Origin of the sequence: Chryseotalea sp. WA131a, from assembly GCA_025370075.1 — a bacterium.
GTDB lineage: Bacteria > Bacteroidota > Bacteroidia > Cytophagales > Cyclobacteriaceae > ELB16-189.
Window position 1 is genome coordinate 3,890,646 of the sequence record CP073016.1, and the last position, 23,719, is coordinate 3,914,364.

Consider the following 23,719-nt stretch of genomic DNA (forward strand, 5'->3'; position numbering starts at 1 on the left):
AATTATACTGCATTACTTATGTCGCTGTGTATAATCGCGATCAGCGTTTTGGCTCTATTTGTCCCTGCAGTCCCCACTTCCATTTCTACTGAAGGGATTAATGGAGGCGATGTGGCGTGGATGCTTACCGCCTCCGCCTTGGTTTTTTTGATGACCCCCGGGCTTGCCTACTTTTATGGAGGCATGATAGATGCCAAGAATATCATTTCCACGATGCTTCAAAGTTTCATCGCGATGGGTGTGATCAGTGTATTGTGGATTGTGGTTGGGTTTAGCCTGGTATTTGGAGATTCTATGGGTGGTTTCGTGGGTAACCCAGTTTCTTTTTTTATGTTTCAAAATGTTTTAGATGGAAAACCTTGGTCGCTGGCGCCCACCATCCCACTGGTTCTATTTGCTTTTTTTCAATTGAAGTTCGCCATCATTGCCCCTGCCTTGATCACAGGTACATTTGCCGAGCGAATTAAATTCAAATCGTATATTATTTTTTTAGTCTTATTCAGTCTATTCATCTATGCTCCGTTGGCCCACATGACGTGGCACCCCGATGGATTTTTCTTTAAACTAGGGCTATTGGATTTTGCTGGGGGCACGGTAGTCCATATGTCTGCAGGCTTTGCTGCCTTGGTTGCATCGATTTACTTACGGGACAAAACAACTGCAAAAGCACCGATCGCGCCCGCCAACATCCCCTTTGTGCTATTGGGCACAGGTTTGTTATGGTTTGGGTGGTTTGGTTTCAATGCCGGCAGCGCATTGAGCGCTGGTGTTTTGGCGGCCTCTGCATTTGCCACCACCAATACTGCCTCAGCGGCTGCGGGATTGTGTTGGGTTTTGTTTGATGTAGTTCAAGGTAAAAAGCCCTCTGCATTAGGATTTTGCATCGGTGCTGTGGTAGGCTTGGTTGCCATTACACCAGCTGCTGGTTTTGTCACAATTCCATCCAGTTTATTTATTGGCACAATTGCGAGCTTAATCAGCAATGGGATGGTTCATTGGAAATCAAAGACTTCGCTTGAAGATACGCTGGATGTATTCCCCTGCCATGGAGTCGGTGGTGCCGTTGGAATGTTGATGACGGGTTTATTGGCAAATACAAAAGTTAACCCACTCAATACAACCGGAAATGGGTTGTTGTTTGGCGAATTTCATTTGTTCAACATTCATTTGGTGGGTTTAGTATTGGCGATAGTCTTTGTGGTGATAGGCTCTTTTCTTATTTTGAAAATAACAGATATAATCTCTCCGATGACGATTTCACAAGCTGAAAAAAATATAGGGTCGGATCTTAGTCAACACGGTGAGCAAATTCAAACCTTTGGAATGGAAACAGTAGAAGAAGCAATGTAAAATTACCTTTAAATAATGTTGTTCAACTGCTCTTTTATTTTCTCTAACTCTTCCTTCATTACCACCACGTGCTTTTGAATTTCGGCATCGTTGGCTTTGGAGCCGATGGTGTTTATCTCACGACCGATTTCCTGGGCAATGAATCCTAGTTTTTTCCCATTCGAAATCTTCTCTCCCATGATTTTCAAAAAATAATCCAAGTGCGTTTTTAAACGTACGCGCTCTTCGTGTATGTCCAGTTTTTCAATGTAAAAGATAATTTCTTGCTCAAGCCGATTGGCATCAAAGCCTTCGCTGCCAAAAAAATCTTTTATACTGCCTTTTATTTTTGCACGCACCCGCTCTATCCGTTTGGGATCTAGTATCTCTACCTCCGCGAGTCCAGCCCGAATGGTGGCCAAATAACTTTCCAATTTGTTTTCTAATACTTTCCCTTCGGCCAATCGAAATTGATCACATTTTGCAAGAACATCTAAAATAGCTGTGTTCATTTTTTCCCACTCTTGTGGATCCAACTCTTCTTTGGTGTTGGTGCTTTGTACTTCGGGCGCATTCAGCGCTAAGTTGAACAGCGTATCGTGACTTGCGTTTACGCGGTCGGCCAATTTTTTTAGTTGTGCATAATAGGCCTCAAATAATTCTTCGTTATACCGTTGACTAACATCGGCCTTGCCATTGGATTGGATCTCAATCGAAAAGGAAATTTTTCCCCGCTCTAGTTTATCCGAAAGAAGGTTACGTACTTCTAATTCTTTTTCAGCATATTTTTTTGGTAACCGCAGGTTGATATCCAAAAATTTAGAGTTCAACGATTTTACTTCTATGGTGATGTTGAGGTTGCCGGTGGCAACGGTGGTTTGGCCGAAGCCAGTCATGGATTTAAGCATGGGGCAAAAGTACGAAAACCGCTGGCAGCGAAGGCTGTTAAGTTTTCAGAATTAAAAATCAAACCCAAGCGTTACGTAAGCGCGCGGGTTTTTGACAATAAAATTTTCAGTCGGCCACGCCACGTCTAGTTTTAAGTAGTAACCAAAAATGATGGAGCGAAATCCAACCCCATAGCTATACAACCATGGATTCAGAAATTCTCTAATATCAGCTCTAAACGGATTGTTGCTGGCGCCTGGGGTATTTGGATCTGGAACCTGCCGCACCCTTCCGTTGCTTTCATTATTCAAAGGGATGGGGCCGGTCCAACTACTGCCAATGTCATAAAAAGCGGTGAATTGCAGATTGCGGAAAAAATTAGAAGTGATGGGGCCACTGGAAAGTGCCCGCACCAGCGGTACGCGAAATTCTGCATTTGCCAAAGCTACACTGTTGCCATACAACGTACCATAATCAAACCCACGCAAGCTGGTGGCAAATTCGGTAAAGAGAAGATTTTCATTGTAAGTTCCTTGTTGACTTACAAATGGATTGAGCTTTCCATTGTAATTAAACTGGTTGGCGATCCAATTGTCCATTCCCCCAAGTGCATAATTTTTTGGTGAGTTGCCAAAGAAAGAGCCTGCATACCCACGCACGGCAAAAACAATTTCTTTATATACTTTTTGATAGTGGCGAACGTCCGCATAAATCTGTGAAAAACTTTTAGAGCTGTTTCCGTTGGCGTTGTAAACAATGGCCCCTATTTTTCCACGCGTTCCCTCAATAATGTTCATGCCCGTTGTCAGAGAGTTATCATAGACAGCCTCTAACTTGGCACCGGAATAAAACTGTGTTTGTGTTGGCCGAAAAACAGGTGGCTGTGCAGGAAAGTTTAAACCTCTATCAAGAAACTCGGTATACCCAAAAAATGGCTTTAGTGTTACTCTTGTTCTGACAGAGATAGGATAAGAAACACCGAGTTCAATTTTTTGAAAAGAATATTTTTGATTTTCTGCCGTAAAGGCTTCGCGGTTAGGAGGCTGCCAAAAAATAACCTTCCTATCAAAACGAACACTTAGATCTAAACGCTTTGGTAAGTATTGAAACTCTCCATATACATCACCACTTTTAAAATCAAAAGCGGTTTGAATTCCGCCATAAATACGGTAATTCTCCAACATGTCATTCATTTGGGTTTCTAGGCGAATGCTCCATCCCCGCAAAGGGTCTACCACAAAACTTGAAACTAAATTTTCGTAACTAAACTTTGGGGTATACGGAAATGGCCCCTGAACACGACTGGTCTCGCGGGCTTTTAAATAACGTGTTAAAAAAGTTTCGCTTGGTTGTTTTGATTTTACGGCTTCTTCTTCAAAAACATAATCGTTGGTGTTTATGTTTTTTTGATTGGTAACAGGTTTTGCATTTTTAGCTGGAATGGAATCGGGTTTGGCGGGTGTATCGAACGAATAATCATCGGTGTTGATAACGGTTGCTTTCACACTATCCTTTTTTTGAGCAGACTTTTGTTGAAGGGTATCTTTTTTAATTGGTTTTGTTTCAACAGGCAGGTCAATTGAAGAAGTATCCGTTTTTTCTTTTCTTCGGTTGTTGATCAAATCTTTGATGCTGGTAATTTTTGCTTGTTCTTTTTTCTTTCGCTCGGTAAAGGTTCGTGCTTGCAATATTTCTTTTCTTCGGGTGGCGGGTGTAAATATCTGACGCTCAAAATTGAAATCACGGTCGATGAAAATATCTTCTTTCAATCGTTGGGTGAGCACCATCGCCAACATTTTGTTTTGGTAATTGATGTCGTACTCTTTAATGCTGGAGTTGTAGTTGGTAAGCTGTGAGTAAATACCATTTTGGCTGTTATAGCGAAACAGGTTGACAATGCCGCGCTGGTCGCTCAAATAGAAAAAGTTATGCTCATCAATGGCCTTGGCATGAAAATCTCGACTGAGGGTATTGGTTACCCGTGTTAAGCGGCTAAGTGTAGTATCAATATTGAACAAGAATAGATTGTAGTTGGCCGTTACCTTTTGCAAATTGGTGGCCCCTGCGCGCAACGAATCATTTACCCGATTTGAACTAAACACAATCGTATTGGAATTGGGGATGAAGGATGGATCCAGGTCATCAAATTTATCGTTGGTCAGGCGCTTGGTGCGATCTCTTCGGCTTGCCATCAAAAACAAATCGTTTTGCCCTTCGAAGTCGGCACTCACAATGACCAATCGCCCGTTGTTCGAAAAACTAAAGCTTCGGATGTTGCTGAATTTATCAAGTTCGCGCGGTAGTTTGGTTTTCGTGGTAAGGTCGTACAACCAAAAAATATATTGACCTTCTTTTACGCCAATCACTCCCAACGTATTGGCATCGGCCCAATTTAGCAGGGGCACACGATAATCCACTGTTTGTTTGATGACGGTATTTCCTCCCCGCAGAATAACAGACTCTTTGCCGTTCTCAAGTGACTTCACAATTACTTTAAACTTACCACGGTAGTTCTCGGCATACGCAACTTTTTTTCCATCGGGGCTAATCTTCACCGTTGTGTAAATCAAGGCATCGCGGTGTTTGTCACTAAACTTAAGCGAGTCTTCCGCAGTGGTGTAGCTTTGTTCTATTTTAGTTTCAATACCTCCATAAAATGTGCGCCAATCAACCATTAATTGTTTGAACGGAACCCCCAACGTGATTAAAATACTTTTTTCCTCGTTGCGGATGATGCGCGTGTAGTTGAGAATGTTGTTGATACTGCTCTTTCCATATTTTTCCACGATGTAATTCCAAATGGACTGACCAACTAAGGCGGCCTCTTTGTCGGTGAAACGCAATGCTTTGCTGACGCGCTTGCTCTTTACCAATTGACGAACATAGTCGTCCATTTCTTCATCCCAGCCTTTGGCTACGTAATATGAAGTACCATCAATAAACCAATCGGGCAAATTCAATAGCACCGAGTTTTGGAAAACATCTTTAAGGTTGCCACCAAACATCATTTGGTTCACCATCAAGTCCGACATCTTGTAAAGAAGCTCTTCTTTAAATTCGTCAAGATTGCCAGGGTGCGCAATTTCTACATAAGGTTTAATAAATTCTGTTTCTCCGCCCGAGCTGTAGCGATTGGCATTTAGGCCCATATTGCTTTGTTGCAAATCGGTGATGGAGTTATATAGAAATACTTTTGTTTTTTGGTAGGGGTAAAATCCCAACAGGTCGGTAATGCGATCGAATTCCGATTCTAAATATTGAAGGGCTTCTTCGGCCACTTTTCTGCGCGCACCATAAAAATGAACGTCAAAGTTTTCTGAGCTGAGGTAGTTCCATTCAAACGTTTTGAATTGGATACGATTTTTTCCAAAAACCTCACGGGCTTGTTGCGCCTCACTCCATCCAAACGATAAAACCAAAATCAGGCTTAAGCCCCCGCCAATAAATCTCATACGTATGCTGACTAAACTACGAATATAACGCTTTAAACCGTTTAATATTGACTTCCTTTTTCAATTCTATTTTGCCCTCCAGCCAATCGGCCAGCACCCCCGAGAAATAAGGAGCCAAACTTACCCCTTTTGTGCCTAAGCCATTGAAAATGATCCGGTTTTCGAAACCCGGCCAATAACCCAGCACGGGTTTCCGGTCGATGGTGGTGGGACGCAAACCCCAATCCTGCCCAACGGTTTCAAATGGAAGTTTAAAAAGTTGCTTTAATTTAATCTCTAGTTCGTTACGACCTGCTTCGGTTATGCCTTCCGTTATGTTTTTTAATTGGTAGGTTGATCCAGCCTTGTAGATCATTGGTTGACCCGATGCCACTGCATAAACTCCGCGATTATAAATAAGGTCAGGCACTTCGTTTAGTTTTATCTGAAGCACTTCGCCTTTTAATTTGATCACCGGTAGCCAACCGAAGTCACTAGCCGTTGGAATACCTGTGCAAAAAATAACTTTTGAAGCGTGAATATCTTGATACGAAACACCAGCCTCCGTTTCATTTAGTTCTGAAATATTGAATCGTTTGCCTCGAAAGGATTCTAGATCGACCAGCCAATTGCGCACGCTATCTAAATACAAATTGGCATCTAAGTATCCGCCCCACCTAGCTACAATCCCACCTAGCGGATCGTGAATTTGATTTCCATAAGTAGATGTTGTGAAGGTAGCGTCAACAAAGTAAGCAATAGAAGGATCGCTGGTCGTAGCAATCCAATGATTTTGTTCTTCGATGGTCAAAAAAGGCCGATAGATAAGCGCTGGAAAAAAGAAACTTGTTTGCAACAATCTTTCCGCAGATGCATAAAAGGAATGCAGATGTGGAAAAATAGTTTCGGCCATCCAAGTTTTTATCAAACCCTTGCTAGCAAAAGGGTTGACCATACCCGCAGCCACGCGCGAACTTAAGTTGCGGTTCGGCTCATCGATTACCATTATTTTTTTTCCGCGCGCAGAAAGTTCTAAGGCTAAAGCTGAGCCTGCCAACCCTTGACCGATAATGATATAATCTAGTTGTGTTTTGATGGGTGAAAGATAAGGGTAAAATCTTTTGAGGTTAAGTCGATGCATTTCAGAAAGTCCTAATTTTCAACAAATATTTCAATCAATTCCAATGAGACTATTTTACTACCTTTGCCCTTCATGTTGTCAATAAAAACATTCGAGTTCAACCCCTTTGCTGAAAACACCTATGTAGTGTTTGACGAAACGAAGCAAGCCGTCATCATCGACCCGGGTTGTTGTGAAAAAAAAGAGCGGCAGATGCTGACCGATTACATCCAACATGAAGGTTTAAACATTAAGTTTTTGTTAAATACCCATTGCCATATCGATCATGTGTTGGGCAATTATTTTGTAAAGAGCCAATATCAAGTACCATTTCTCATCCATGCCAAAGAAGAACCGGTGTTGCGGGCCGTAAAGTCATACGCGCCCAACTATGGCTTTCCTAATTATCAAGAAGTTTTGCCCGATCAATTTTTAGCGGAAGGCGATACGGTGTCGTTTGGCAATACCAAGTGGTCGGTCCTTTTTTTGCCAGGCCATGCGCCTGGTCACATTGCTTTTTATGATGAGGGAGAGAAAAAGATTTTTGCGGGCGATGTATTGTTTCAACGCAGCATTGGCCGTACCGATTTACCGGGGGGCAACCATCAAACATTGATCGACAGTATTCAAAAGAAATTATTTTTATTGCCCGATGAGGTAGAAGTTTTCCCCGGCCACGGTGCCCCCACCACCCTAGGCGAAGAAAAAATGTACAACCCTTTTTGTGCCTTGTCCATTCGCGCATGATCCGAAAAAGCATTCCAAATTTTCTTACCTCCTGCAATCTCTTTTGCGGCTGCTTGGGTATCGTGGCCTGCCTCGAAGGTTGGTCAACGCCTGCTGCCTATTTTGTATGGGCTGCTGCCACGTTTGATTTTTTTGATGGCTTTGCGGCCCGTTGGTTAAAAGTAAGCTCCCCCATCGGCAAAGAGTTAGATTCGCTGGCAGATGTCATCAGCTTTGGATTGCTCCCCGCCATGGTGATGTACAAAATGATTGGCGCAACCACATCCCACACATGGTTGCCCTATGTCGCATTTATGATCGCTGTTTTTTCAGCGCTGCGTTTGGCCATTTTTAATGTTGATGAAACACAAAGCGATTCGTTCAAAGGATTAAACACACCCGCGAATACATTATTTGTCACTTCACTTCCGTTGATTGCTTTTCAAGTGGGGCCATGGTTGTTTCAAGAAGAGGTATTGGTGGCCATTACTCTTGTTTTTTCGTTTCTGTTGGTTTCTCCACTTCGTTTTTTTGCCTTCAAGTTCAAGAATTTTAGCTGGGCAGATAATTGGCTGAGGTTTACCTTTATCGGAATATCGGTATTGTTACTGGTATTGTTTCAGGTAAGCGCTATTCCGTTGATTATACTACTTTACATCGTGTCATCGTTAGTGGATAGTGCAATAGGTTGGAAGTTGTAGTTTGTAAAGAAATTGAATCACCAAAGAATCATATTGTTTGTCGCGTTGATGGCGTTTGCTCCAGTTAGGTTGGCAGCACAACAGAATTCTGTGCTCTCGTCTGGCCAGTGGTACAAGTTTTCGGTAACCAATGATGGTATTTACCGCATCGATTATAATCAACTCCGCAGCGTAGGCATCAATCCCGATCAGATTGATCCCAAAAATATTCGAGTCTATTCTTTTTCAACCGGTATGCTGCCTCAAGCAAATAGCGCTGTGCGCATGCAAGACCTAACCGAGTTGGCCATTTCCGTTACCGGAGAGGAGGATGGAAAATTTAATGGACAAGATTTTGTTCTTTTCTTTGGCCAAGGCCCCGATCGGATAAGCTTCAACACCCAAAAGCAAATGTTTGCCTATCAAAATAATTTGTTTACCGATAAGAATTTTTATTTTTTAACCGTTAGTGATTCTCCTGGTAAGCGTTTGGGCAACTCTCCCAATGTGGCAGGCAGTTACCCAACCATTCAAGAATTTGACGACTACGCTTTTTATGAAAATGAAAAATTCAATTTGCTGAAATCAGGCAGAGAGTGGTTTGGTGAGCAGTTCGACAATACCTTAGAAGCTACCGTTCAATTTACTATCTCAGGGATTACGGCTAATTCCCCCATCAAATTTACAAGCGCAGTGATGGCACAATCCATTACCGATTGCTCCTTCAAAGTTTTCTTTAACAATACCGAAATACTTACTCAGCCCATTGCAGCAGTCCCCAATACTACCTATGCCATCAAAGGAAGAAAAGTAGCCGATACGCTTCAGTTGGTGAGCAACGCAGTGCTAGCTTCCTCGCGCGCAACTCAAGAAATCAAATATCAATTTGCGAAGGGCGGTATGGGTCTCTCTGTTGGCTACCTGAATTATTTTCTGTTTTCGTTCAAGCGACAACTGGCGCAATATGGTGACATTACCTCATTTCTTACTTCTGCCAGTCTATCAAATGCTGTTTCCAATTTCATCGTCAACAATACAAGTGCAACCAGTGTAGTTTGGGATATTACCGATCCATTTAAAGTGCAGTTCCAAAACACCAATCAATCGGGCACACAAACTAGTTTTTCAACCGCTACGGCAAGTCTAAAACAATTTGTTGTATTCAATCCTGCAAAGGCAACTGCACCTACCTTTGAATTGAAAGTTGAAAATCAAAACCTGCATGCACTTTCACCGGCACAGCTTATTATTATTACCAACCCACTGTTTGAGGCAGAAGCAAACCGACTTGCCACACATCGCAAAACAAAATCTGGGCTATCAGTCCAAGTGGTAACTACCGACCAAGTGTACAACGAGTATTCGGGTGGTAAACAAGACTTTACTGCCTTGCGCGATTTTATTCGCGATGTATACCGAAGACCCAGTTCATCGTTGCAAAACGTGTTGTTGTTTGGCCGCGGTTCCTATGATTATAAGAACCGTGTGCTGAACAATACCAATTATGTTCCCATTTACGAGTCCGTTAATTCGTTAAGCCCGCTGGAGACCTATTCATCAGATGATTACTTTGCATTGCTGGATGATAACGAAGGTGATTGGCTGGAAAGCCCGGCACAAAATTCAACCATGAACATTGGGATCGGTCGTTTGCCTGTAAAGTCAAAAGACGAAGCTAAGGCAGTTGTTGATAAGTTGATTTCGTATGATACCGAAAGTCGCAAAGGATCATGGCACAAAGATTTTTTGTTTGTAGCCGATGATGGTGAATTTAATATCCACCAAAGCCAGGCCGATCAGTTAGCCATGTCGATTGATGCCAGCAATCCGGAATTTGATGTAAAAAAGCTATACTTGGATTCTTACAATCAAATTGAACGTAACACCGGACCCTTTAGCCCAGAGGCTGCTAAAGCATTGGATTTTGCTGTGCGAAAAGGGCAAGCCATTGTGAATTACACCGGCCACGGTAGCGAACGCGTGTGGATGCAGGAGCAAGTACTGACCGAGCAAACTGTTTTAAGTTGGAAAAACGCACCTATGTATCCACTTTTTGTAACGGCCACCTGCGAGTTTGGCCGCAACGATGACCCGTTTATTATTTCAAGTGGAGAAAAAATATTATTACAGCCAAAAGGAGGTGGAATCGGGTTGGTGACCACCGCCCGTCCTGTAAATTCGTCAACCAATTTTACATTGAATCGTGCTTTTTACCTTTCATTTTTCAACAAAATAAATAATCAGTTTCGTGATTTGGGCAGCATTCTTAGAGATACGAAAAATAACAGTCTTACTCTTGGAAATAGAAATTTTTCTTTGCTGGGCGATCCATCGATGAAACTGTTTGTGGGCAGCAATCAAGTAACCGTTGATGAGGTTAAAACCGCCAGTGGATCGACCACTTTAAAGGGTTTGTCGAACGTTACGATGAAAGGCCAAATAAAAAGTAATGGTAGTGTTGTCAGTTCTTTTTCGGGTGAGTTGGAAATAACTTTGTTTGACAAGCCAACTACTGAAGTGACCAAGGGAAACGAAAACCCGCCTTTTACCTTTACACAATGGTCCAACATTCTTTTTCAAGGAAAGGCCTCTGTAACCAACGGAGCCTTTCAATTCAATTTTGTAATGCCGGCCAATGTTGCTACCACAGTAGACAAAGGAAAACTAAGTGCATATGCATTTTCTACGGATGGAGGAGAGGCGTTTGGTTTTTCCACTAACTTTTTGATTGGCGGGCAGGAGCCTGCCCCACCCTCCGATACCATGCCTCCAACCGCACAACTTTTTATGGGCGATACTACGTTTGTGCCAAGTGGATTGGTTGCCCCCAATACCAAATTAGTGGCCCGTTTGTTTGACAAAAGTGGAATCAATGTATCGGGTATCAATCCTGATAAAAGTCTGGTTGCTACATTGGATGGGAAATTCAAGTTTGTGGTGAATGATTACTATGTGGCTGATAAAGATAATTTTCAACAAGGGACGTTAACTTTTCCCATCGATACGTTGGCCAAGGGAAAACACAACATTACGCTATCGGCCTCCGACACCTATAACAATACAAGCCTAACTTCCCTTGATTTTGTGGTGAGTGAAGGCGGTCAGTTGGTGATTGAACAAGTTGCCAACTATCCGAATCCGGTTACCGAATCGACTCAGTTTTGGTTTACCCACAACCGACCAGGCGAAGACTTAAAGGCAAATGTTGTGGTCTACAGCCTTACAGGGCAGTGGGTTTTTTCAGAGGAGTATAGCATTCCCGAGAGCCAATATCAAGTAAGTTTGCCCGAATGGAATGCTGTAGATAGCAACGGAAGAAAATTAGGCAATGGTTTATATGTAATCAGGTTATTTGTTCGTTCTGAGTCCGATGGCTCGAATGCTGAAAAATCGGCCAAGATTATTTTAACGAATTAGTTACCTTTACCCCTCTAAATTTGATGATGAAGAAGTTAAGTCTATACGTTGTTCTGTTCTGCTCAGGCAGTCTTTCCTTTGATGCCTTTTCGCAAGGATCGAACCCAGGTTTTGTTATTGGGCAAGACACACTGAATAGAAACATCACTACAGCCGTTCCTTTCCTTACCATCACTCCTGATTCCCGTGCTGCAGGTATGGGTGACGCTGGTGTTGCAACATCGCCTGATCTGAATTCTGCCTATTGGAATGCCGCCAAGCTAGTATATATCGATAAAGGTTATGGTGGATCACTTTCCTATACTCCTTGGCTTGGTAAGATCATTAATGATATGAAAATTCTATACCTAACAGGGTTTTATAAAATTAATAGAGAAGAGGCGGTAGCAGCCTCCTTAAAATATTTCGACTTGGGTCAAATTGATTTTAGAGACGGAACGAATCAACCATTGGGTCGCTTCAATCCGCGCGAATTTGCGGTAGATTTTACCTATTCTCGCTTGTTAACAGACCACCTTAGCATTGGAGGTACATTGCGTTATATTCATTCTAACCTTACTGGCTCTTTACAAAGTGGAGGCGTAGATGCACAACCCGGTCAATCGGTGGCAGTGGACCTTGGTGTGTTTTATACCAAGCCCTTGGAGTCAAAAAATGCAACCTTATCCTGGGGCGCATCCATTAGTAACATTGGTGCGAAAATGACCTATACGAACTCCACTTCTGCTAATTTTATTCCGACCAATCTTCGCATCGGTGGCGCCTACAAAACAGAATTAGATGCTATGAACACACTTACCTTTGCATTGGATTTCAACAAACTAATGGTTCCAAGTCCTGGTCCGGGAAGTTCTCAAAAATCTTTATTGAATGGAATGTTTGGTTCTTTCAGTGACGCAAAGGGAGGATTTACAGAAGAGCTGCGGGAAGTTACCATTTCAGCAGGTGTCGAGTATTGGTACAATAATACGTTTGCTGGACGATTGGGTTATTTTTTTGAAGCCCAAGATAAAGGTAATCGCAAATACTTAACCATTGGTCTTGGCGCAAAACTAAATGAGTTTGGTTTTGATGCTGCCTATTTAGTTCCAACGAATGGCCGCGAAAGTGCTTTGGCAGAAACACTGCGGTTCACTTTGTTTTATGTGCTGCCAACCAAGGCCAAAGCAGAAGAATCTGTTACAGATTGATAGGCATGCTTGACCGCACCGTTGCACCCCCATTTGCGAAAGAATTTTCATTTCCGCTTCCTAAACCTGAAATCATTCCTTTTGCCACTGGCAATACCCTTATTTGGGTAAAGGATTTGCAACAACAGGTTGTAAAAATTGAGGTAGTAATGAAGGCTGGCAAGTGGTATGAACCAACCATTGGCTTAGCCCACTTTACGTTATCAATGTTAGAAAAAGGGGCGGGCAAATTTTCGGCCGAGCAAATTGCCGAAGTGTTGGATTTATATGGTGCACAGATCGAACTATCCGCAGGTTCAGATTTTTCTTCTTTATCTGTCTACTCCCTGAGCAATAAACTCGACAAAGTATTGCCCATGATGATGGCCATGCTTTCGGAACCTACGTTTCCTGAACACGAGTTGGATTTGATGAAGGCCATCTTCATTGAAAATTTGAAAGTAAACCTAGAGAAGAATAGTTACTTGGCATCCAAGCAGTTTAAAAAAAATGTATTCGGTGCCCATCATCCGTATGGTAGCACGCTGGATATTGAAGAAGTAGAAACTACCATTACCAGTAAAGGCCTCCATCAGTTTTTTAAAGATCGATGCCAGCCCTTTGAAGTATATGTAACGGGTTCATTGACTGATTGGCAAATAGGCGAGGTGGTGAAAGCTCTTTCACAATTTGCTCCATCAAAACCAAATGCACTTCAGCCTGTGAGGATGGAAAGCCAAAACAAGATTGCTCAAATTGAAAAGGCTGGCAGTTTGCAATCTTCGTTGCGAATAGGAAATCAAACCATTGGCCGTCATCATCCAGATTATTTTCAATTGCTGTTGGTCAATCATTTATTGGGTGGCTACTTTGGTTCTCGTCTGATGAAGAACATCCGCGAAGAAAAGGGATTGACCTACGGGATTCATTCTTCAGTATCGGCCCATAAAAACGCTTCGGTATTTTCAATCGGCACCGATGTTAACGTTGATAAGCGAGAATTGACAATGGATGAAATCCAAAAAGAGATCGTACGCCTTCAACAAGAACCAATTTCAAACCATGAATTGGAAGTAGGCCGTAATCACTTTTTGGGTTCATTGCAACTCGAGCTTTCCAATCCATTTTCTGTGACAGAGAAAATCAAAAACATTCGCCTTAACGAGCTTCCCTCTGACTATTACACCCGCCTTTCTCAATCAGTGGCCTCTGCCTCACCTGATACCTTGCAATCTGTTGCCAATAGCTTGATGACTTGGGGTTTATTTCATCAGATTTCTGTCGGGTAATTTTTTTAATTAACTGATTTTAAAGAGTTTATAAATGTGTTAACTATTTTATTTGGAATGATTCTAAATAGATCATTCTTTTGCACTGTTTATAATTATTCTAAATAACAGTGGAAAAAATCTTCTTAACGATAACAATCGCTTTACTCCAAAATTTAATTTTTGCTCAATCTCAGGAATCAACTGCAGTCCAGGATTCCATTCCTGTTCAGGTTCTTCCAGAACTTACCGTTGTTGGTAAAGGAAGCAAATCAGATATTCATCAACTACCGCAAATTGTAGGAACCCAAATTTATGCGGGCAAAAAAAGCTCTATGGTGGTAATGGACAATGTGCAGGGCAACATTGTTTCCAATACCATGCGGCAAGTGCTCAGCAAGGTACCTGGCATTTTTGTTTGGGAGAGTGATGGCAGCGGTATTCAAATCAATATTGCAGCACGTGGCTTGAGCCCCAACCGATCGTGGGAATTTAATGTTCGCCAAAATGGATTTGACATAGCGGCCGATCCGTACGGGTATCCAGAAGCTTATTACAACCCGCAGCTACAATCGGTGCAACGGATAGAAATTGTGCGTGGTCATGGTTCATTGCAATATGGGCCACAATTGGGCGGCATGGTCAACTACATTTTAAAAAACGGAAGTGAGTTTACCAAGCCCTTTCAAATTGAAACCAACCAAACGGTGGGCAGTAACGGTCTTTTTAACTCGTACAATGCCATTGGTGGAAAGACCAAGAAATTGAACTACTACGTTTTTTACGATCATCGTTCAGGCAATGGTTGGCGAAACAATAATCAATTTAGAAGTAATACGCTTTCAGGTTCGTTTACGTTTAAAATCAATCCCAAACTTTCTATTACAGCAGATTTGACAAAATGGGAAAGCCTTAGTCAACAGCCGGGCGGCCTAACCGATAAGCAATTTCTTCAAAACCCACGGCAAAGTTTACGTTCGCGCAACTGGTTTGAATTGCAATGGCTTACCTCGGGCATTACATTAGATTACACCATCACTAATAATCAACGATTAAATGTAAAAACATTTGGCATTGTAGCCGATCGAAACAGTATAGGATTTGCGCCTGGCGGTGGAATTGTAATCGCGGACACGCTCAATACAACTACAGGAGCCTTTAACAACCGAACAATTGACATTGACCAATATCGCAACTACGGCTTGGAAGCAAGGTACTTGTTGCATTACAAACTGGGCGCACAACACAATAGCTTAAGTGCAGGGCTTCGTTTTTATAATGGCAATACCTATCGATTTAGGGGTGGAGTAGGCACTGCTGGAAGCAACTACACCCTTCAACAAGTAGCTGGCTCTGTGTGGAGTTCAGATATTGATTATGCCAGTGGCAATTTTGCACTCTTTGCTGAAAATTTATTTCAATTGACCGATCGATTGTTGATTGTACCCGGCATCCGATACGAATACATTACGGCAGAAGCTTTGGGATACAATGGTTTGACCAACAACAATCCGATTTATCTTCAAAATCAAACGCGCGACCGCTCTTTTGTTTTGGCCGGGCTAGGGGCAGAATATTCACTCTCACGTGCCACCACACTCTATGCCAATGCTACCCAATCGTATCGGCCTGTTCAATTTAGCGATTTGACAGCCGCCCCCACCACCGATGTGATTGATGCTAATCTAACCGATGCCAGTGGCCTAAACATCGATATCGGTTATCGGGGCACGCTCCGAGAGGTGTTCAAATTTGATGTGAGTGCGTATTGGTTAGATTATCAAAATAGAATTGGCACCATTCGCCAACAGCGACAAGATGGCTCGTTCTATAATTTTAGAACCAACGTGGGCGGCAGCACCAGCATGGGGGCAGAAGTCTTTGCAGAAGCATCGATTGCAAAATTATTTTCGGTAAGACCTAGCTGGGGAGATGTCTCCTTGTTTGCTTCTTACGCCTATAACCAGGCGCGTTACAACAGCTTTCGGGTGGTTACTGTTGTTAACAATGCTTTATCGGAGACCAACTACCGTGATAAACGGGTAGAGTATGCCCCGGAAAATATTTTGCGATCAGGGATCACCTATTCTTATAAAGGATTTTCGACTACCCTGCAGCACAGCTATACCGACCAAGTTTTTGCCGATGCAAATAACACCATACTGCCATCAACCAACGGCCAAAATGGTTCAATACCATCCTACAATGTTTTCGATGCTACGGTAAGCTATGAAAGCAGGGTAGGATTTTTGTTGAAAGCAGGGGTCAACAACCTAACGAATGAAAATTATTTTACCCGCAGATCAGGCGGCTACCCGGGCCCTGGCGTTTTGCCTAGCGATGGCAGGACATTCTTCTTATCAGTAGGGTATAAAATGAAATAGCAGTTACCTTATCCGTTTTGATGTTGGTTTCTTCTAGCCTTTGCTTTTATAAACTGGATAGATGTTTTCTTATCCATGATGGTAAGCTAGTTTTTGGTGAAAAACCCCTGAAATAGGGGAGATGGAGATGTTATCGTTTTTTAAAAAGAGGTTATTGGAAGATTATTTATGCTTAATCAGGCAAAATACCGCATAGTTGATCATGTCCTGATAGTTTGCCCGCACGCCTTCGCTGGCCAATGTTTTGCCTTGATTGTCTTCAATCTGCTTTACGCGAAACAGTTTCATTAAAATAATGTCGGTAATGGAACTCACGCGCATGTCGCGCCAAGCTTCGCCATAGTCGTGGTTTTTGTTTTGCAGTAAATCAAATGTTTCGGCCGCAGCCTTATCATACAAGGGTTCTAGTTCCTCAAAACGCAAATCCATTTTATTGGATTCGGCCAGTTCCATTTGCATCATGGCGATTAAGCAATAGTTGATGATGCCTACAAATTCATCCTTAATCGGGTCGCCTACTTTTTGAATGCCTTTGTCTTGTATGCTGCGGATGCGCTGAGCTTTGATAAAAATCTGGTCGGTGATACTTGGCAATCGCAATACTCTCCAAGCCGTGCCATAATCATGCGTCTTCTTGGCAAACAGGGCTTTGCAACCGGCCATTACCTCTTTATATTCGTGCGAAGTTTTTTCGTTCATAAGTTGGGCGAAGGTAGATAGTAGAATTTAGAAGTCAGAATTTAGAAGTCAGAATTTAGAAGTCAGAATTTAGAATATGGGAGATAGGATAGTGGAGCTGAGCAGAGGCCATCGAATACCGAACACCGCTTACTCTTACTACCAACCACCTAATACCTAAGTCCTAACACCCAATTTCCCAAGTCCCAAATAGATGAGCAACGAATTGTTCCCTACCAATAAAACCCTTAACTGTCGTGGCGAGTTGATTGATCTATCGCAACCCAAAGTGATGGGCATCATTAACGTAACGCCCAATAGTTTTTATGCTGGCAGCAGGCAGATGGATTTAAATTCTGTTTTGAAGCAAGCTGAAAAAATGCTTGCCGAAGGAGCTACCTTTTTGGATGTAGGCGGATATTCTTCACGGCCAGGGGCTGAAGATGTTTCATTGGAAGAAGAAAGCCAGCGCGTGTTGCCTGCCATTAAAACCATCGCCAACCAATTCCCCAAGGCGTTTATTTCGGTAGATACCTTTCGTTCTTCCATTGCCAAACAAGCCGTTGACGTGGGGGCTTGCATGGTCAACGATATTTCGGGAGGTGAATTGGACAATCAAATGTTTTCAACGATTGCTGAACTGCAGGTTCCTTACGTGCTTATGCACATGCGTGGCACCCCACAAACCATGACGCAGCATACCGATTACGAAGATTTGATTAAAGACATCATGGATTACTTTCATCCCAAAGTTTACCAGCTAAGATTAATGGGTGTGAAAGATTGCATGGTGGATGTGGGTTTTGGTTTCTCTAAAACCATTGAGCAAAATTTTACCTTGTTGAATGCGTTGGATTATTTTAAGATGCTCGAAAAACCATTGTTGGTTGGCCTATCACGCAAGTCAATGATATGGCGAACATTGAAAACCGATGCCGAACACGCCTTGAATGGGACTACTACTTTGCACACCATTGCACTAATCAAAGGCGCAAGCATTCTCCGCGTTCACGATGTAAAGGAAGCGGTGGAGACGATTGAGTTGGTTGGAAAGTATAATAGTGGTTGGTAAGTGGTCATTGGTGAGTGGTAGTCGGTATTCAGTATTCGGTGGCGCACTCCTATATCCTAACTCCCATCTCCTACTTTATCCTTACCTTTACAACGATGATTTTCCTTTTTAAAATCGGTTTTTTAGAAATCAGTTGGGTTGATTTTGTAGATGTGGCGTTGGTGGGCATTTTACTCTACCAAATCTATAAACTCATTCGCGGAAGTATTGCTGTGAATATTTTTTTGGGAATACTGGCACTTTACCTTATGTACCTGATCGTGCGTGCAGCGCAAATGGAATTGTTGGCCACTATCCTCGGTCAGTTTATGGGTGTGGGTGTGTTGGCCATGATTATTTTGTTTCAGCCCGAAATCAGAAAGTTTTTGTTGTTGATTGGCCGCAGCACGGAAATCAACCGAGGCAGTATATTAAAATCGATTGCCAACTGGCGCGGCAGCTACCACGATGATTTTGATGTGCAGCAATTGATGGAAGCCGTAAAAACGCTGAAGGTCACTCGAACAGGCGCCCTTATTGTGTTCTCGCGTGATATGGAGTTGAAATTCTATGCCGAAACGGGCGATCCATTGGATGCAGAAGTGAATAAGCGATTGTTGCTTTCTATTTTTGGTAAGAACAGTCCATTGCACGATGGCGCAGCTATTATCTATCAAGGAAGAATAAAAGCAGCACGCTGTGTATTGCCAGTTAGCGAAAATGACCATTTGCCTCCGCACTTTGGTTTGCGCCATCGCTCGGCCATTGGCATGAGCGAAACAACCGATACGTTGGTGATGGCGATCTCCGAAGAAACCGGCCGTTTGATTTTAGCCCGAAACGGAAAGTTTATTCGAGGCTTAAAACTCAAACAAGTCGAACAAAAGATTTTAGAATACCTGCACAACACCGAGCCGCAGAATTGGGAAGAGGTTGCCTTGGAGACAGAATCTACTGAAGGAATGAAGGCTTAGTAAAATTTAGATACCAAACGATGATTGATAATTACTGTCATCCGAGTAAAATGAAAAGGCGGAGGTATTTCTACTGACCGCCTTATTCTTCGCAGAGTTACCCGTTTCGGGAACTCTGCGCTTTTGTTATCGCTTTTGTCAAATCTATGTCTTTTAATTCAGTCCAGCTTGTAATGGCATAGATGCCTTGCTCGCCTTTCTGGTAATACTTTGCAGAACTGTGAATGTAGTCACATTCATCTGCCACTAAGGCCCAATTCCCCTTGCACTGATTGGCATGAGTGTAGTCAAGTTTCTGGCAAATGAATTTGTCGCTCATGCACTCCTTCCAATCGAACGATGGCTCGAACACTTCGTGCCGCTTGCCGCGCTTTCTATCGGTATCTTTTACAATGGAAGACAATTCTGATATTACATCTGTTTCATTTGCCTGCCGCAGCCTCCGCACTATCCCATAGGACATAAACCGTTTACCCTCGCCTATGATTGAGTTGATGGATACGCCTTGGGTGTTTAACTAATGAGCGCATGCAGGTGGTTGGGCATTATCACCTAGCCTACAACATAATGCCCTTGGCCTTTCAAGTGGTCAAACCATTTGTACACTTCTGCATACCCATCACTTAAGTGGAACAGATGCCGCCAACCACTGCAAGTAATGGTGACAAAGTAAATCCCATCGTACTCGGTTATCGCCCTGCGCACGCTCATGGTTTAAATTTAGCTCTTTTGTTTTTCTTGTGCTAAACCCGGAAGGTCATTATCACGCAGAGTTCCCGAAACGGGTAACTCTGCGAAGACAAAATGGGCAGCAATCCCTAAGACCCACTTTCGCGCGGCCACTTGTTTACAGTTAATGGTTTATTTTTTTTCCTCCTAAAATAATCTTTGTTCCGGTTCGTTCGGTGATGGAATATCTTGTATTTTAGAATTTACAATACGAATAAAACGGCCAACTAGTATGCTAAAATCTATCCTACTCACTGCATGCATCTTTGTCACGATTAACGCTCTATCACAATCTACAACATTAATTTCGGGAGTTGTTTTCAACATTGAAGACAGTAAGCCGCTTCCTTTTGCGTATGTTATGCTTAAAAATGTAAAACTTGGAACGGTAACTGATGAGAACGGAAAGTTTCATATATCGATACCCGAGCAGCATAAAACGGGCATATTACAGTTTTCCTATGTTGGCTTTAAGACCTTTGAACTATCCCTTTCAACCTTACAAAATGTAAAGAATGTAGAGGTAAAGCTTGCCCCTGAGATAAATCAACTAAGTGAAGTGATTATAAGAGCGCAACGGGAGTATAAGCCAAAAGAGTTGCTTAGAAAAGTACTAGATCGAGTGCCTAAGAATTACGGAAATACAGCTGTTAACATGGACGGATACTACCGGGAAACACTGCGGGAAAACAATGGATATATTAAGTATGCCGATGCAGTTTGCGAATTTTACTACACTCCCTATACAGGTGATAATTATAAGTGGCGTGATTTTGTTAACCCATACTTTGTTCGCGGTTCGCTCAGCAATCTTTCAGGTTATTGGGGAGAAAGGCTGCACCGTGGACATTTTTCGCACAAAACATTGAAAGATGATGGCGTTAAGATTGTTGATTCGAGAGCGAGTGCCAACCTGACGAAAAAAAACATGAATGCGAATATTGAAGGCGGACCTATGAGCGTGTTAGGAAATGACTTGATAAAAATACAAGAATACTTTTTAAAGAATAAGAACTTCGCAAAATATGAATATACGCTTACGGAGGAACTGGATTCAAAACTAAATGAATGGCTTTATGTTTTGGGTTTCGAACGAAGAGTAGATCTTGCGAAACTGAATTTGTTGGAGAAAAAGAAGAAGTTTGGTCGGTACATGTTAAACGTAAAGGAAAATATGTTGAGTGGAAAGATGTATATAGATAGAAATTCTCTGGCAGTACGAAAAATAGAATACGTTGTTCCACCCAATCTTAAGAAATACATCTGTGGTTATGATGCAATGGCGATAAAGCATTTTGATTACAAAGTAACCCTAGCATATCAGGAGTATAAAGGGAAGTGGTATCCGTATCACTTTCGCCAAGAGGATGAGTTTATCATAAATGATACGATTAAGGGAACTGTTACTCCTTACAATGCGGTGACTGAACTATTTATAAACAGAGTAGGTACTGATTCGGTAAAGAAAATCAAACCAGAGGAATTGTTTGCGAACGTAGACCATAATCAGTTGTATGATTACCCTTTAGAATATGATTCCACTTTTTGGGACAACTATATACGTGCTTTTCCGAACTATTCAGTTCCGCAAGATGTGCGCTTGGATATGGAATCGACAAAAAAACTTGAACGTCAGTTTGCGGATAAGCAGAAAAAAGATGAGAGCCTCCTGCCCCCGATAGCCCTCAAAGAAAACTATCAATTCAAAATACATGGAGAGTTGACTACTGACGAGTACGCATGGCTAAAGGACACTAAAGCGCCAAAGAACAATAAACCAGTAATGGATTATCTTACTGCTGAAAATGAGTATACCGATAACTACTTCATACCGTTGAGAAAAAACCAACGTGCTATTTTTTCTGAGCTCACTAGTAGGATGGAAAAAAGTTTCGAATCTCTGCCTACCCAAGAAGATGGATTTTCATACTACTATAGGTATCAACCTGATGACGAACATCCAAGATTTTATCGAAAGCAAAAAGAAGGTGGTAAGGAAGAACTCTTGCTTGATGTTAATGAAATGGCCGTAGGTAAAGAGTTTTACACTGCCGGTGTAGCGGCTGTGAGCCCGAATACAAACGTAGTGGCGTTTTACGAAAACGCGGATGGAACAAATGATTACACAATTAAATTTAAAGAGTTAGCCACCAGCAAAATCTTTTCTGACAGCCTGACTCAGGTGGGCGATGTAGTTTGGGCTAGTAACGAAATTCTTTACTATACCCTTCAGGAGCCGAAAACCGATCGGTCTTATCGCGTAATGAAACATCGGCTTGGGCTTCCTCAATCTACCGACAAGCTTATCGTAGAAGAAAAAGACAACCGTTTTTCGCTTTCGCTCAGTCGGTCAAAGTCGAAACAGTTTATTTTTCTCACATCGCGAAGCAAAACAGCTAGCGAAACGAGTTTCCTTTTATTGAGAAACCCTGAAAGTAATTTTCGGTCGATTCTTCCGCGGGAAGAAAAACATATCTACGATGTATATCATGTCAACGATAAGTTTTACATCCAGACCAATAAAAATGCTTCCAATTTTAAGATAATGGTAGTGGATACAGCAAAGTACTCCCCGCGTAACTGGAAAGAGTTCATTCCACATAGAACCGATATTTTCTTACAAAGCATAGAATTCTTCGACAATTACTATGTATTGAGTGAAAAATCGAATGCGCAAACCCAACTTCGAGTAGTTGAGATAGCCACCCGTAGGGAAGACATTTTAAAAACAAATGAATCTATCTGTCATGTGGCCTTGGGCTATAACCCCGAGATGGCCACCGATACGTTACAGTATTCATATTCGTCATTCACTGATCCCGTTAAAGTATTCAATTACGATATGAAGACCGGTAAACAAAAGTTGGTAAAAAAGCAGATGGTTCCTAATAGGCCTTGGACTCGCGCGATAAAAGTGGAACGACTATGGGCAACCACAAAAGATGGGAGGAAAGTGCCTCTTACCTTGGTGTATAATAAATATCTTCAAAGCAATAAAAAAATGGATGGCAAGCGCGTGTTCCTAACTTCGTATGGTGCCTATGGCTACCCCATGGAAGTTGGATTTAACAGCTCTATTTTTTCTTGGATTGACCGTGGGTTCATTTATGCTATTGCGCATGTTCGTGGAGGAAGTGACTTGGGTATGCAATGGTATGACGATGGTAAGTTGCTCAACAAAAAGAATACGTTTTCGGATTTTATTGCATGTGCCGAACATTTAGTAGCACAGGGATATGTGCAAACAGGCAACATTGTTGCACAAGGTGGAAGCGCTGGTGGCTTATTGATGGGGGCTATTGCCAATATGCGTCCAGACCTGTTTAAAGCAGTCATTCTTGATGTGCCTTTTGTGGATGCAGTCAACTCCATGCTTGATGAATCGCTTCCTTTGACCACGGTTGAATATGAAGAGTGGGGCGACCCCAAGCAAAAGAAGTTTTATGAATACATGAAGTCCTACTCGCCATACGATAATGTTCGGCAGCAGAGCTATCCTAATATGTTTTTCTTCACGGGCCTCAACGATCGAAATGTTTCTTATTGGGAGGCGGCAAAAATGGTAGCCAAACTCAGAGCAAACAATACGAGTAAAAACACCATTTTGCTAAAAACAGATTTTAATTCTGGACACGGTGGAGGTTCGGGACGCTATGATCAATACCGAGAGTTATCGTACAAAATGGCTTTGGTTTTCGATCTGTTTGATACAAGCAAGATATTGACAAACCCACCCAAACCTTGATCGAATTCTTTATTGCTGCAAGTGTTTTTGAAAAAATTATCCCAGAATTGTCATTGTCCCAGAATTGTCGATAGAAAAAAGTTCTAATAGCGGCCATTAGAGAAAATGCTTCGAAAGGATAAGATAAGTG

16 protein-coding genes are annotated in these 23,719 nt (G+C 42.2%); 10 read left to right on the forward strand and 6 right to left on the reverse strand.

Annotation, left to right across the window (positions count from 1 at the left end; all coding sequences use genetic code 11):
* Positions 1–18: 18 nt before the first annotated feature.
* On the forward strand, positions 19–1,350 hold the full coding sequence (locus tag KA713_17895; GenBank protein ID UXE66303.1) for an ammonium transporter: 1,332 nt from the start codon (positions 19–21) through the stop codon (positions 1,348–1,350).
* An 8-nt stretch (positions 1,351–1,358) separates the two neighbouring features.
* On the opposite strand, the gene KA713_17900 is transcribed toward KA713_17895, so the two are convergent.
* The 3 genes from KA713_17900 to KA713_17910 are packed head-to-tail and all read right to left on the reverse strand — an operon-like array spanning position 1,359 to position 6,789.
* Positions 1,359–2,237, reverse strand: a complete 879-nt coding sequence (locus tag KA713_17900; GenBank protein UXE66304.1) for a YicC family protein — start codon at positions 2,235–2,237, stop codon at positions 1,359–1,361.
* Between the two features lie 51 nt (positions 2,238–2,288).
* Complete coding sequence (locus KA713_17905; protein UXE66305.1) at positions 2,289–5,669, reverse strand: PD40 domain-containing protein; 3,381 nt, start codon at positions 5,667–5,669, stop codon at positions 2,289–2,291.
* 16 nt (positions 5,670–5,685) lie between these two features.
* Positions 5,686–6,789: an FAD-binding oxidoreductase gene (locus KA713_17910; protein ID UXE66306.1), complete on the reverse strand. Its 1,104-nt coding sequence runs from the start codon at positions 6,787–6,789 to the stop codon at positions 5,686–5,688.
* 72 nt (positions 6,790–6,861) lie between these two features.
* Between KA713_17910 and KA713_17915 the strand changes: the two genes are divergently transcribed.
* The 6 genes from KA713_17915 to KA713_17940 all read left to right on the forward strand — a co-directional run bounded on the left by KA713_17915 (position 6,862) and on the right by KA713_17940 (position 16,412).
* Entirely contained in the window at positions 6,862–7,515 is a 654-nt protein-coding gene (locus tag KA713_17915) for an MBL fold metallo-hydrolase (GenBank protein ID UXE66307.1), read from the forward strand.
* Entirely contained in the window at positions 7,512–8,195 is a 684-nt protein-coding gene (gene pssA, locus KA713_17920) for a CDP-diacylglycerol--serine O-phosphatidyltransferase (GenBank protein ID UXE66308.1), read from the forward strand. The genes KA713_17915 and pssA overlap by 4 nt, the downstream gene beginning before the upstream one ends.
* Positions 8,196–8,207: 12 nt before the next feature.
* Positions 8,208–11,591: a type IX secretion system sortase PorU gene (gene porU / locus KA713_17925; protein UXE66309.1), complete on the forward strand. Its 3,384-nt coding sequence runs from the start codon at positions 8,208–8,210 to the stop codon at positions 11,589–11,591.
* A 26-nt stretch (positions 11,592–11,617) separates the two neighbouring features.
* Entirely contained in the window at positions 11,618–12,781 is a 1,164-nt protein-coding gene (gene porV, locus KA713_17930; protein UXE69182.1) for a type IX secretion system outer membrane channel protein PorV, read from the forward strand.
* 5 nt (positions 12,782–12,786) lie between these two features.
* Entirely contained in the window at positions 12,787–14,049 is a 1,263-nt protein-coding gene (locus KA713_17935) for an insulinase family protein (GenBank protein ID UXE66310.1), read from the forward strand.
* 110 nt (positions 14,050–14,159) lie between these two features.
* Positions 14,160–16,412 carry a TonB-dependent receptor gene (locus KA713_17940; GenBank protein UXE66311.1) on the forward strand — a complete coding sequence of 751 codons (2,253 nt, stop codon included), beginning with the start codon at positions 14,160–14,162 and terminating at the stop codon, positions 16,410–16,412.
* A gap of 162 nt (positions 16,413–16,574) precedes the next feature.
* Here KA713_17940 and KA713_17945 read toward each other — a convergent pair whose 3' ends face one another.
* Positions 16,575–17,111 (reverse strand): DUF1599 domain-containing protein, encoded by a 537-nt coding sequence (locus tag KA713_17945; protein ID UXE66312.1) that lies wholly within the window; start codon positions 17,109–17,111, stop codon positions 16,575–16,577.
* A 193-nt stretch (positions 17,112–17,304) separates the two neighbouring features.
* Here KA713_17945 and folP point away from each other — a divergent pair, with 193 nt between their 5' ends.
* A complete protein-coding gene (folP, locus tag KA713_17950) occupies positions 17,305–18,162 on the forward strand; it encodes a dihydropteroate synthase (GenBank protein ID UXE66313.1) in 858 nt (285 codons plus the stop codon).
* 95 nt (positions 18,163–18,257) lie between these two features.
* Positions 18,258–19,115 (forward strand): diadenylate cyclase CdaA, encoded by an 858-nt coding sequence (cdaA, locus tag KA713_17955; protein ID UXE66314.1) that lies wholly within the window; start codon positions 18,258–18,260, stop codon positions 19,113–19,115.
* A gap of 97 nt (positions 19,116–19,212) precedes the next feature.
* Here the strand turns inward: cdaA and KA713_17960 are convergent, their stop codons facing one another.
* Complete coding sequence (locus KA713_17960) at positions 19,213–19,578, reverse strand: hypothetical protein (GenBank protein UXE66315.1); 366 nt, start codon at positions 19,576–19,578, stop codon at positions 19,213–19,215.
* Positions 19,579–19,667: 89 nt separating this feature from the next.
* Positions 19,668–19,826, reverse strand: a complete 159-nt coding sequence (locus tag KA713_17965) for a hypothetical protein (protein UXE66316.1) — start codon at positions 19,824–19,826, stop codon at positions 19,668–19,670.
* 250 nt (positions 19,827–20,076) lie between these two features.
* Here KA713_17965 and KA713_17970 point away from each other — a divergent pair, with 250 nt between their 5' ends.
* The gene (locus tag KA713_17970) at positions 20,077–23,589 is read left to right on the forward strand and encodes a prolyl oligopeptidase family serine peptidase (GenBank protein ID UXE66317.1); all 3,513 of its coding nucleotides are present in this window, start codon (positions 20,077–20,079) and stop codon (positions 23,587–23,589) included.
* The last annotated feature ends 130 nt before the right edge of the window (positions 23,590–23,719 follow it).

Excerpts from the sequence above, each read along its gene's own strand:
- KA713_17970 (UXE66317.1), top strand. The coding sequence starts at position 20,077 with ATGCTAAAATCTATCCTACTCACTGCATGCATCTTTGTCACGATTAAC.
- pssA (UXE66308.1), top strand. The coding sequence starts at position 7,512 with ATGATCCGAAAAAGCATTCCAAATTTTCTTACCTCCTGCAATCTCTTT.
- KA713_17900 (UXE66304.1), bottom strand. The coding sequence starts at position 2,237 with ATGCTTAAATCCATGACTGGCTTCGGCCAAACCACCGTTGCCACCGGC.
- folP (UXE66313.1), top strand. The coding sequence starts at position 17,305 with ATGAGCAACGAATTGTTCCCTACCAATAAAACCCTTAACTGTCGTGGC.
- cdaA (UXE66314.1), top strand. The coding sequence starts at position 18,258 with ATGATTTTCCTTTTTAAAATCGGTTTTTTAGAAATCAGTTGGGTTGAT.
- KA713_17905 (UXE66305.1), bottom strand. The coding sequence starts at position 5,669 with ATGAGATTTATTGGCGGGGGCTTAAGCCTGATTTTGGTTTTATCGTTT.
- KA713_17915 (UXE66307.1), top strand. The coding sequence starts at position 6,862 with ATGTTGTCAATAAAAACATTCGAGTTCAACCCCTTTGCTGAAAACACC.
- KA713_17910 (UXE66306.1), bottom strand. The coding sequence starts at position 6,789 with ATGCATCGACTTAACCTCAAAAGATTTTACCCTTATCTTTCACCCATC.
- KA713_17960 (UXE66315.1), bottom strand. The coding sequence starts at position 19,578 with ATGTCCTATGGGATAGTGCGGAGGCTGCGGCAGGCAAATGAAACAGAT.
- KA713_17895 (UXE66303.1), top strand. The coding sequence starts at position 19 with ATGTCGCTGTGTATAATCGCGATCAGCGTTTTGGCTCTATTTGTCCCT.
- KA713_17945 (UXE66312.1), bottom strand. The coding sequence starts at position 17,111 with ATGAACGAAAAAACTTCGCACGAATATAAAGAGGTAATGGCCGGTTGC.
- porV (UXE69182.1), top strand. The coding sequence starts at position 11,618 with ATGAAGAAGTTAAGTCTATACGTTGTTCTGTTCTGCTCAGGCAGTCTT.
- KA713_17965 (UXE66316.1), bottom strand. The coding sequence starts at position 19,826 with ATGAGCGTGCGCAGGGCGATAACCGAGTACGATGGGATTTACTTTGTC.
- KA713_17935 (UXE66310.1), top strand. The coding sequence starts at position 12,787 with ATGCTTGACCGCACCGTTGCACCCCCATTTGCGAAAGAATTTTCATTT.